At 65.2% G+C, this 10,988-nt stretch carries 13 protein-coding genes; 5 read left to right on the top strand and 8 right to left on the bottom strand.

Going from position 1 to position 10,988, the window contains the following annotated elements:
- Window positions 1-510: YsnF/AvaK domain-containing protein (locus GH736_RS10015; RefSeq protein WP_159602753.1), on the top strand; the 510-nt coding region annotated here is incomplete at its 5' end.
- Window positions 511-1,047: 537 nt separating this feature from the next.
- On the opposite strand, the gene GH736_RS10020 is transcribed toward GH736_RS10015, so the two are convergent.
- Together GH736_RS10020 and GH736_RS10025 are read right to left on the bottom strand one after the other, a co-directional pair.
- Window positions 1,048-1,758 carry a GAF and ANTAR domain-containing protein gene (locus GH736_RS10020; RefSeq protein WP_159602755.1) on the bottom strand — a complete coding sequence of 237 codons (711 nt, stop codon included), beginning with the start codon at window positions 1,756-1,758 and terminating at the stop codon, window positions 1,048-1,050.
- 43 nt (window positions 1,759-1,801) lie between these two features.
- Window positions 1,802-2,506: a GAF and ANTAR domain-containing protein gene (locus GH736_RS10025; RefSeq protein WP_159602773.1), complete on the bottom strand. Its 705-nt coding sequence runs from the start codon at window positions 2,504-2,506 to the stop codon at window positions 1,802-1,804.
- A 356-nt stretch (window positions 2,507-2,862) separates the two neighbouring features.
- Here GH736_RS10025 and GH736_RS10030 point away from each other — a divergent pair, with 356 nt between their 5' ends.
- The 3 genes from GH736_RS10030 to GH736_RS24930 all read left to right on the top strand — a co-directional run bounded on the left by GH736_RS10030 (window position 2,863) and on the right by GH736_RS24930 (window position 4,501).
- A complete protein-coding gene (locus tag GH736_RS10030) occupies window positions 2,863-3,168 on the top strand; it encodes a DUF7882 family protein (protein WP_456236770.1) in 306 nt (101 codons plus the stop codon).
- A gap of 190 nt (window positions 3,169-3,358) precedes the next feature.
- Complete coding sequence (locus GH736_RS10035) at window positions 3,359-3,703, top strand: DUF7882 family protein (protein WP_159602759.1); 345 nt, start codon at window positions 3,359-3,361, stop codon at window positions 3,701-3,703.
- Window positions 3,704-4,066: 363 nt separating this feature from the next.
- Complete coding sequence (locus tag GH736_RS24930; RefSeq protein WP_235933957.1) at window positions 4,067-4,501, top strand: TetR/AcrR family transcriptional regulator C-terminal domain-containing protein; 435 nt, start codon at window positions 4,067-4,069, stop codon at window positions 4,499-4,501.
- 211 nt (window positions 4,502-4,712) lie between these two features.
- Here GH736_RS24930 and GH736_RS10045 read toward each other — a convergent pair whose 3' ends face one another.
- From GH736_RS10045 to GH736_RS10070, 6 genes are all read right to left on the bottom strand, one after another.
- On the bottom strand, window positions 4,713-5,027 hold the full coding sequence (locus tag GH736_RS10045; protein WP_159602761.1) for a DUF7882 family protein: 315 nt from the start codon (window positions 5,025-5,027) through the stop codon (window positions 4,713-4,715).
- An 81-nt stretch (window positions 5,028-5,108) separates the two neighbouring features.
- Entirely contained in the window at window positions 5,109-5,390 is a 282-nt protein-coding gene (locus GH736_RS10050) for a hypothetical protein (RefSeq protein ID WP_159602763.1), read from the bottom strand.
- A gap of 594 nt (window positions 5,391-5,984) precedes the next feature.
- On the bottom strand, window positions 5,985-7,421 hold the full coding sequence (locus tag GH736_RS10055) for a DUF1254 domain-containing protein (RefSeq protein WP_203230707.1): 1,437 nt from the start codon (window positions 7,419-7,421) through the stop codon (window positions 5,985-5,987).
- A gap of 293 nt (window positions 7,422-7,714) precedes the next feature.
- On the bottom strand, window positions 7,715-8,167 hold the full coding sequence (locus tag GH736_RS10060) for a hypothetical protein (RefSeq protein WP_159602765.1): 453 nt from the start codon (window positions 8,165-8,167) through the stop codon (window positions 7,715-7,717).
- Between the two features lie 490 nt (window positions 8,168-8,657).
- Window positions 8,658-8,984, bottom strand: a complete 327-nt coding sequence (locus GH736_RS10065) for a PadR family transcriptional regulator (RefSeq protein ID WP_159602767.1) — start codon at window positions 8,982-8,984, stop codon at window positions 8,658-8,660.
- A gap of 226 nt (window positions 8,985-9,210) precedes the next feature.
- Window positions 9,211-9,375 (bottom strand): hypothetical protein, encoded by a 165-nt coding sequence (locus GH736_RS10070; protein WP_159602769.1) that lies wholly within the window; start codon window positions 9,373-9,375, stop codon window positions 9,211-9,213.
- Window positions 9,376-9,629: 254 nt separating this feature from the next.
- Between GH736_RS10070 and GH736_RS10075 the strand changes: the two genes are divergently transcribed.
- Window positions 9,630-10,988 (top strand): sensor domain-containing protein (locus GH736_RS10075; RefSeq protein ID WP_159602771.1); only part of this gene is annotated, 1,359 nt, incomplete at its 3' end.

Genomic DNA, 10,988 nt, shown 5'->3' on the forward strand with positions numbered 1-10,988 from the left:
GCGCCCCGGATCGAGATCGACGGCGCCATCAGTCCCGAGGAGCAGGACCGCCTGTTCACTTACTACGACCTGGGCGGGTCGCAGTACGCGGGCGACTTCGACTTCGGCACGACCGGGCACGACACGTCGGGACCGAACACCGACACGGCGATGACCCGCTCGGAAGAGCAACTCCATGTCGGGACCGAGAACGTGGAGACCGGCCGCGCGCGCCTGCGCAAGTACATCGTCACCGAGGAGCAGACCGTCACGGTTCCGGTCACGCGGGAAGAGGTGCGCCTCGAGCGGGAGCCCATCACGGACGGCAACGTAGGCCAGGCCATGAACGGCGCCGACCTCAGTGAGGAGGAGCACGAAGTGGTGCTGTCGGAGGAGCGCGTCGTCGTCGACAAGGAGACCGTTCCCGTCGAGCGCGTCAAGCTCGACAAGGACACCGTGACCGAGAACCAGCGGGTCAGCGAGGACGTCCGCAAGGAGAAGATCGAACTCGACGAGGACGCACGCCGGTAACGACACCTCCCCGCGGCCCTGGCAACCAGGGCCGAACTGCGACGCCGGGCTTGGGACGACCCCCAAGCCCGGCGCCGTTCCACAGCGAGCACTGGAGACCCGCTGCGGCGACTCGAGGCGGAGAGATCTGCGAACCAACCATGACTCAGCTCGCCACCGGGGGATCGGAGAAGGAGTCCATTGCTGCCGCGCCAGTCACGGGGCCGGAAGCGGGCTCGCCAGATGCTGGCCAGGTCACTTTCTTCGGCCGCGTGATCTCAGCCGCCGCGCCTGTCGTCAGCCCGGGCTTCGCGCCGGCGTCGACCTCGTACCGGCGATGCCAGAGCCGACGCGTCTCGGCGGCTCAACCCGAGCAGACCTGCCACGTGCCGGACCGCGCTCATCATGTTCGGGTGCTGGCCGAGTTTCCGGGAGCGTCCGCAACGCCCGCTCACACATCTCCGGCGAGTAGTTCCTGTTCCTCGAGTTCCATCCTCGCGTGAAGAATGGAACGAAAGTCAGGCCGATTCCCACCGGCACCGGCGTGGCGCGAAATTGCTAGAGGGTGAGTCGGCCAGTGGTGATGTCTTCGGCGACGAGGCTGAGTCGGGTCTGGGTTGATCGGGCGTGGCCTCGGATGAGGGCGAAGGCCGCTTCCATATCGAGGCCATGGCTTTGCGCGATGTAGCCCTTGGCTTGTTCGATGATCACGCGGGTGTCGAGTGCGCGCTGCAGTTGCGCTTGTGCGACCGAGGATTCTTCGATGAGGCGTTGCTGAAGGATGCTGATCGTGGCGATATCGGCGAGAGTCCTCGCGGCGGCGGCGTCGGGATCGTTCAAGTCGCCGGTCGTGTTCCGGAACAGGTTCAGCGACCCGATCGTCGACTCGCGGAGGCGCATCGGGATGGCATGCAGGGAGGAATACCCAGACTGGCGGGCGTCGGCTGCGAACTTCGGCCAGCGGCTGGCGATGTGTCGGAGATCTGGGACGGAAACCACCTTGCCGGTGGCGACAGCCTCTATGCAGGGACCTTCGCCGGCGCGGAGTTGCATCAATTCGACGAATTCGCTGCGCTCGCTGGTAGAGACGAGGACTTCCAGATGCCCGGTCGGGCTGATCAGGAGAATGCCAGCGGCGCTGGCGTCAAAGATCTTCGTGCATTCGTCGACGAGGAGCTGGAGCACTTCGACGACGTCGTAGTCGTCGACGAGCGAGTCAGCCAATGTCCCCACTGTGTGCAACAGCTGATCTTCTCGAATGCTCATCATCAATCTTCTCGAATGCTCGGGACCAAGTGTACGCCGGGGGTCATCACGGGTCGAAGGTCAAGCGACGGGCGACCACATCGGCGGCGACCTCGCTCACACTGCGGCTCGAGGAGAATGCACGGCCGCGGAGGAGCAGGAGTGCGTCGTCGGGCGCGATGCTCAACTGCGCGGCGACCATCCCAGACGCTTGATGAATCTCACGGCGCGAGTGGGGGCCATCTGGGAGGCCCTCCTCGACGTTGTCGAGATCGTCCAGGGCCCGGCGGAGCAGCTGTCTCGATGCGATCTCCGCCAGGACCGTCACGTCCTCGACATCGGCCAGTGAGAGCTGCCGGGGCTCGTGAGCGTACATGTCGACAGACCCGACGTTGAGGTTCCCGACGAAGAGAGGGAACGCGTACAGTGCACGGATGTCGAGGGCACGGAACGCCTCCCTGACATTGGGCCAATCGGTACCACCGTCGCGGTCCAAGTCGTCCTCGAGGACCGGTCGACGTGTCCGCAGCGCATCCCAGCACGGCCCCTCGCCAAGATCAATCTGTATCTCATCGATCCTGGCGGCGATTCTGCTGCTGGCGCACACCGTCTGGCTACCCAGAGGCAAGCCGAGCGTGGATATCACCGCCCCCGACACCTCCACAGCAGCGACGAAGGGCCCGCAGAGATCATCGCCTGAGCCGGCAGCGGTCAGGCGGGCCAGAGCAGACGCAAACCCGTGCCGATCATCGCCTGGAAGGGAGACATTCATGGATTCCACCCGTCTTCATCAGATGACTGGGCGCAAGGTCCTGGTGCCGTCCAGAAGAGCCTACCTCCCCGGGATGGCTTTCCTCTGGAGCGGCCATGATTCAAGTGCTACCGAACCCTGAGCGGACGGGCGACCGTGCTGTGGACCACCGCCGCCATCGCGACCGTCTTCACCTGTTCAGGTTCCGCCCGCCACGCTCGGGACGTTACCGACCTGAGTGCCGATGAGTACGGCGCCGCACTCCTGCCTGTGCTGTCCACCATGGTCCAGACGCCGGCGGTCCGCTCGTCAGCTACCCTGGACCATCGGTCGACGCGTAGTGTGCCCTCACTGGGAGGAGCATCGCGGGCACCCTGATTTACGACGACAGTCTCCAGTTCGGCATGGGCGATCGCGCGCTTGCGTATCTGCAAGTCATCATCGTCAGGAAGCTGCGAGACGATGAGAGCTTCTCTCTGACGCTCGACCACGACGACCGTGAGGGGACCGTGTGGCTGAACGCGAGGACAGCCGGGGAGTTCGTCTTCAGCGACCGTCAGATGATGCCTCTCAACCAGGCGTGGCTGGGCGCGATGGCGCTCGCGGCGGCCATGCCCGACGGGTTATGGCTGGCGCCAGAGCCAGATCTCGACCCAGAATTCTGGGAGTTGTTCGATCGGTGACAGTGGCTGGCTGTTCCGCGTAAGAACCGTCTGACCATCCGTCCTTGACTTCCCCTCGTTCGAGGGTCATCTGCGTAACGTGGGGCTCAGTACTTGGTCACGTTGTGGAGTCTCCCCAGACCACGGTCACACCTTTCGCTGCCGGTACCCGCGTTACGCAGGGTTCTACCGATCCGCCGAGGAGGCAACGATGGGCTATTTCGTGTACGACATCAGCCGAGAGATCGAGATCGACGACCGCACGCTTGCTCACCTGCAGGTCGTGATGATCGACAAGCTCCGCCGGAACGAGTCGTTCGCCTTGAACCTGCGGGACGGCAACTCACTCGTGAGCGCCTGGATCTCGCCGCGGTCAGCGGTTCAGTTCGTGTACGCCGGCAATCGACGGCCGACTCTGAACCGCGGGTGGCTCGACAAGCTCTCCGATGGCGTCGGAATGACCGGTTCGCTGACCTTGCAGCCTGAGCCAGCCGATTATTGGTCTCCTCAGCTGCCGGTGAGGGTGCCGGAGCCGGAGCCAGTGGCGGTCAGCTGACCTGCCCGATTATCGCAACCTTGCACGTCCGGCAGATGTGCGATCCGCCCCGGCTCCCGCCGGCCAATGGACTACTCCGAGATCTACGGTTCCACGGAAGGAGACAGGGGGACGCTGGCCGTACCCCTCAGAGGGAGGAATCGGGCTGGATCGTTGGCCCGCCGCCTGAGTCGTGAGTTGATCATCGAGACCGCTCTGGCCCAGATCAACAGCTGGGCGTGGAGGCGATGTCGTTGTATCGGCACGTTCACGGGCGAGAGGACCTGCTCGAAGGTGTGCTCGCCCTACTCATGGGCAACCTGACATCGAGTCTGAACGAGGAACGAGGAGCTCGCTGAACACTGGCAGGGCTTCCTGCAGACTGTGGCCCACGAGGTCCGCGGCATCGCGATCGAGCATCCCAATGCGTTCTCGTTGGTCGCCACCCGGCATCCCGCGGCTCCCTGGCTGCGTCCGCCCTTGCGCAGCGTCGAGGTCGTCAACACATTCCTCACCGCACTCACCGGCCACGGATTCACCGACGCCCAAGCGGTCGACGCGTACCGGTCGTTCAGCAGCGTTCTGCTCGGTCATCTACTCCGTGAGTCCGCGGTCCGTGGCGCCGAGGCAGCTCCGGTGGAGGAACCACTCGACGAGGGCGGCGCCGACGTACCCGAGGCGGATGGCCAGATCATGCTCGACGACGCTCCCGAAGTACGACGCCTCCGTCCGCTGATCAGCCAGGACCGCAGCGACGAGGTGTTCGAAGTCTCCCTCGAAGCGCTCCTCGACCGACTGAACCTCGAGCTATCCCAGTAAGACTGGTTCACAGTCGTCAATCGCATCGAGGATCCGGCGAGGGTGCCCGCATCCAAGAACGCGCGTCTCGGACCGCCCACGGTCTTCGTCGCGTGGGTGGGACGCGCCGCACGCGGCCCAGGGTATCGTCGCCCCGGGAATTGAAATGGCGACCAATCACTTCGCCTCGGTCATGTTGAGGCCTCTGGGCTCCGCAGGCACTACTGGCTGGCTAGTCGTCCTCAGGCATGAGCGGGACGTCTTCGGCCATGACGATGAGGCCGCCCCCCTTACCTGCTGAGTCGGCGAGTTTCTCCGCCCACGCGAAGTTCAGTTTCGGATCCCGGCCTCCGGCGTATTCGAAGGAGATGGGCACACCGTTGTCGATCCAGACTGCGCGGCGCCCTTCGCCGGAGGAGGCGGGCGGCTTCCAGGACATGAAGAAGTTTTCACCGCGACGTAGCTTGACGCCAATGATCAATTGAAGATGTGCAAGCATGCGATCGTCCATGTCAAATGACTGGCCGCCGTAGTGTAGTTTTCCCATGTGGTCCTCCCCGCAGAACCGTAGCGTGCCAGTCTGGCGAATCGTCGGGGTTGACACGGCCCACGGTTTGGTGGCCGCGACTCACAGCATGTCGAGCGGGTCCAGCGACGACTGCACCCACCACGATTCCTCGACCTCCGCCACGCCAGTGGCGGGCTCGTCCTCGACATGCGTGACCTCGATGGACAGGCTCATTCCGGGCGAGACGAGAACGCTGAAGGTTCGTTCGGGTGTGCGCACGATCTCCACAAACCCTCCCCCGTCACGCACCTGCGCCGTAATCCGGCCCATGACGGTTTCGGCGTCATGGTCCGGCGGGAGGATGTAATCGCGTCCGTCGATCCTGATCCTGGCCTGAATCATAGGCTCCTCGTTTCGATTCGCACTCCAGTCTCGACCTCAGGAACTCTCAGGAACACACCCTTGACGCCTGCGCAACCTCGCCGCATAAAACAAGAGTCGCTAGCCGATCCGACGACCTAGTTGTGTCGACGTTGCGGTGGAGGATCCAGCACGACGCACGCCCTCCCTCCGTCTTCGAGGAAGTTGGGTCGTTTCCACGACCCCTACTCGAGGTGCCAGCAGATCGCCCGTGAGAGCCCTGGAGGCCCGGTTCCCTGCGACGGTGTTCGAAGACGTCGCACCGGGAACCGGAAGCCGCGCGGGGGAAACGGCTCGCGATCAGTGTGCACTGTCGGTGGCGCAAAGGGAAGACCCCTGTCCCTGACAGGAAGGTCCCACACCCTTCGGACCGCGATGAGTTCAGACGGTAGCCGGCTGGGCATAGGCTCCCGTGCCTGACGAGGCGCATCATCGCAACACGTAACGCACCTAGCTCTTCCCCTTTACAGTCAGAGTGTTCGCGTCGGCTCAACAATTCAAGCCAGCCCGGTCATCAGAAACGATGAGTCAACGGGCGGGGCGCTCACCGTTATCGTTTGTCGATTTGGTTTCGCTTCAGTCGATCGGCTGGAACTCGTTGAGTCGCCAGGTCTGGTCGAACCAGGGCTCGAGTGGCCCGTAGATGCGGAAGAGCTGGAACCAGGCCTTGCCGGGGATTGTCTCGACCCAGTTCGATTCCCTCCCCTCCGGTGCGGTGGGTCCGAAGTACAGGTCGTACGAGCCGTCGTCATTGGCCTGTACCTTGCCATCGTTGCTCGCCACGGCGGGATACGGCGTCGAGGGGACGACCAGCAGTGACCGTGTTTGGGTGTCGTAGACGTCGACGGCCCAGAAGTTCTTCGCGGGCGGGTTCGCGTCCACGTGTAGGCGGTACGTGCGGCTGCCGTCGAGCAGGTCTCCGTTCTCGTCGTGCACCGTGTAGGCGTACGCGGAGCCGGCGCCGATCTGGGCATGCGCCATCGCCGGGGTGATGACCGTGGCGAGGTAGTGGAACTGGGTTCTGGCGTCGAGCAGGCGCGCCCCGCCGCGGAGGAACTCGTAACTGCCGCCCACGAAGCCGTTGCGCCAAGAGCCGTAGAGCACCGCATCGGGGTCACGGGGTGCGTACGCGATGACGCGTGCGATGCCTGCGGCGATCGGCGCGGCGTTCTCGAGGATGCCCCTCAGCCGGGCGTCGGGCGCGAAGTGCTGCCCATGCACGATGCCGATGCCAGCGAGCTGCCCGGCCCGTTCGGGGTCGAGTGCCTCGATCGGCTCCTCTTGCACGAGTTCGGCGACCTCTTCGTAGAACGAGAAGTCGTTGGCGTGCACGGTGTTGATCGCCAGCTCTGAGAGGTTGATGAACTCGTTCGCTTCGGGGCTCTCGGAGTGCGCCAGCGGATAGGTGCGGGTCTGCTTCATGGCCGGCACACCGCCGAGGGCACGCAGCACGACGAAGTTCGTGTACGTGGGCGTGCGGTACGTGAAATAGCCGTCGGGCACGTCGCCGTCGTAGCCGGGCGGGAGGAACAGGTACTTGCCGCCGGCTCCTCTATCGGGCCCGGCGATGCCCATATCGGCCACGTACCTGAACCAGAAATCATCGACCACGCAGAGCGATTGCGGTGGCGCCTCGATCACGGTGGGGCCCCAGGCCCTCAGGTCGAGCATCGTCACGCCGTAGGTCGTCTCGGTGTTCGGGGTCAGGTACAGCGCCTTCGACGTCGCCCGCGGCTCCGTGATGCCGATCTGGCGGGCCGTGCCGATGCCAGCGGCCCGGAGGCCGTTGCGGAACGCCACGAGCGACGCGCCGGGCACGGCATTCAGGAACACCTCGATCGCCCGCATGAGGTCGAGCGCGTCGTACGCTGTCGCGACGGTGTCGGGCAGCGGCAGCCCGTCGAAAAAGCGAAACTCCCCAAACGGAGATGAAACAGTGTCAGCCGTACTCAGCGATGCCACCGCCTGCGCCATCTCGTCGGTGCTGAACCCACTGCGGTTCCGATCGGACATGCATCCCCCAAGCGATGTTCGCGCCTACCACTGCGGTGGGCCTCGCGGTCGCGCACCCAATTGACGACCGATGCCCAAGATACGTCTGCACGCTCGCTCCCGACTCACCCAAACAGCATGAGATGACGTCACAGGCCAGCAGCGGGGTCGTTGATGACGAGCCCGTTCGAACTCTGCCGTGCGGGGTCAACGACCGGGGGTCCGCAGCGGATGGCATCACGCCTTCTCTTTTTCGACACCCTCTTGGAGGTTTTACGCGTCCAGGCACGGGTAGCGTTCAGCGTTAAACGCCGCTAGACCGCTGGATCGGGGATGCCATGGCGCACGTGGCGGACGGTGAGCACGAGATCAAGCACGCAGAGCCCGGCGACGAGGAGGAGGCATCCTTTGGCCACGGAGTCGGCGTAGGGCTGTACGAAGATCGGACCGGCCGCGACCCACCAGACGAGCAGGACGACCCAGAGCACGTTCCCGACGATGGCGAGCAGCCTGGTCGTGCGCGTCCAGCGCCCCGCGACGAGGACGGCGATCATGCTCGCGAACGTCGCCGCCCAGAGCAGAAGCGCCCACGGAGCCCGCGTCTCCAGGAAGCCCTCGTCGATCACGAACGCGTCGAGTAGCGTCTGCGGCAGCCCGGGCCACCACGTGGCGAGGTTGATCGCGGCCACCAGTGCTGCGATGCCCACGAGGGCGGCCGCGATCGCGAGCACGTAGAGCGGGCGACGGATGCTGTCGCGGTCGAGCATCGCCGCCGCTCGGGGCGTCCACTCCGGAGCATCACCGCCGCCGCGATCACCGCCGCGACGATGCTCAACGAGACGAGCAGACCGGGCCACCAGAACGCCCCGAGCCCTGCGGACAGCCACCATGTTCCGAGCCGACTGAGCCAGTCGTCGCCGGCGCCGGTCGCGGGGGCGGTGTAGGTCGCGATGAGCGTGATCACCCACTGGACCGCCACGCCGACGAACGAGATCCAGGCGAAGCGAGGCGCGTCCGCGGGTCGGATGATCGTGAACCCGGCCGGCCGGTAGCGGTCGGCCACCTCGGCGGGACGCCCGAAATCCGCGAGCAGGTCGAGCGTCGTCGCGGTGGCGGGCACGCTGTCGCCGGCGCGGCCGCGCAATTCCTCGGTGAGCAGCGAGCGCAGTTCGAACCCGACGTCGGCGCGCTGCCTCCTCGGCAGATGGCGCACGACTTCGGCGACGTAGGACTCGATGAGGGCATCCGGCTTCATCGCTACTCCCCTTCCAAGAGCGCGGACATCACGGTCGCGAGAGAGGCCCACGATTCGGACAGCTCTCGGTAGAGCTCGGCGCCGATGGTGCTGAGCGAGTAGTACCGACGCGGCGGGCCGTTCTCCGCCTTCCACCGTGAGGCGAGGAGGCCTTGCGCCTCCAGCCGTCGCAGCAGGGGGTACAGCGTGCCTTCTTCGATCGGCATCCCGCGCTTGGCGAGCGCCTGCCGCAGCGAGTAGCCGTACTGCTCCTCGCGTAACTGGGACAGCACGGCGAGCACGAGGACGCCCTTGCGAAGGTCCTGCTCGTGCTTCGCGATCGCTACCATGCGGCATACATTACATAGCACCACACAGTAATACAAGCACGCTTACGCGGATGCACGCCGAGTGACTAGCGCGTCGCTCAAGCGCTCGGGTCTTGAGGGTAGAGGGTCGTTGTGGCGGCCCAGTGGGTCCGATATCCAGTGGGTCGTCCAGATCGAGCATCCGCGATTCGGATGCTGGGTGAACGTTGACGTCGGGTTGTGACTCCGACTCGACACGACGCCGCACCTACCGTCGGATTGCGCGGTCAAGGTTGCGTTCGAGCATCTTGACCTCGTCGATGACCTCAGCCTGCGGATGGCGCTCCAGCTCAGCTCCACCATGGATGACGAAGATCGCGGGCGAATGCTCGATGAGGCCGCTGTGGCGCTCGCCACTTTCCTCCGTCGTCATGGCTTTGCGCGGGTCGCGGAGGCCTACCGTGCAGGGCGCTTTCAGGCGGGGTTCGTTCGTTGGGACGCACGTGCGCCTCTCGAAAACGACGCACGTTGAGCGATCAGTCGGGGCACGGGTCACCCACTTTCCGCGGCGGTCGCCGCAGGGCGGTGAGTTTCCACCACCCACTCGCCTCTGCGCGAGCAGTATTCGATCGGCGCCCGTTCCCTCTTGGTTTGACACGCGGCGCGGGGCGCGGGGATCATTCGTTCATGCATCCCTCCACGGCGCCAGAAGACGGCCGTCGCGCGCTTCCATTGCTGCCCACTTGCGGTCTGATCATCGTCGATCTCGCCGGGGTGATCGTGGATGTCAACACGGCGGTCCTCGAATGGACGGGAAGTGAATCCGGCGAGCTCATCGGGCACCCGCTCGAGAGCTTCCTGACCCTGCGCATGCCGCTCGTAGGCGCTGACGGGCTCCGCCCGACGGACGCAACCCTGCATGGCACATCGGGCATCGTCCGACCGGTCGTCGTCGGGGCACTTGATGACATCTCGGCCGACGAAGGCATGCGGATCGCGGTGTACGACGTCTCGGAGAGAACCGCATTCGCGCTCGGCTTCCATGGCGCCGAGGCCAAGACCGAACGAGCACGTCGGCGGTTGCAAATCCTGTTGAATGCGGCTGTGGGATTCGGTGCGGTTCGAGCAGAGACCGAGGCCGCGGAACTGCTCGTCGATGTCGCGCAGCGCGCGTTCGCGGCGACGTTCGTGAGCGTACATCTGCGCGAGCCGGACGGGGTTCAGCAGGTCGCCGGTGTGAATCCGCTGGCGCCGCGCTGGCCGGCAGGGTTTGCGCCTGCCGGTGCGTTCACGTTGGCCGGTGGCCAGGTGCTCGTCGTGCGATCCCCCGAGGATGCTGACCGGTATGTGCCGGGAGCGGTAATGAGCGCCGCATATCGCGCCTCCGGAATCGAGGCGGCCATCGCCTCGCCGATTCAGTCGAAGGGCGAATCGATTGGGTCGATGATCTGCTATTTCGATCACCCACGGGAGTTCGACGAAGAAGCGGTGCCGCTGGCGGAAGCTCTCACGAACCAGGCGGCTCAGGCCATCGCCCGCGTCCGCCTCGAGGAATCACTACGACGAGCGGCGATGCACGACGAAGTCACTGGCCTGCCCCGCCGGCGACTTTTCGAGGAGGACGTCACGCAGACACTGCTCTCGAACTTCCCGGTAGTCGCGGTGATCTTCGCCGATCTCGACGGCTTCAAGGCGGTGAATGACTTGCTCGGACATGCTGCCGGCGATGACCTGCTCAGGGAAGTGGGCATCAGGTTGCGCGGGGTGATTCGCGAGCACGACATCCTCGGACGCTTCGGTGGCGATGAGTTCATCATCGTGGCAGCGGTCGACCACCCTGCCGACGCCGAGGTCCTCGCCGAGCGCATCCGAGCATCCGTGGCCGAACCCTACGACGAACTCCCCGCGGAGCTCTCGATCACGGCAAGCATCGGGGTCGTCACGGTCGAATACCCCGAAAGCCCGGTCATCATCGACCAACTCATCCGAGCAGCCGACCACGCGATGTACGACGCGAAGCTCTCCGGCGGCGGCCGCGTCGTCACC

Source organism: Agromyces humi, from assembly GCF_009720255.1.
In the GTDB taxonomy this organism is placed as follows: domain Bacteria; phylum Actinomycetota; class Actinomycetes; order Actinomycetales; family Microbacteriaceae; genus Agromyces; species Agromyces humi.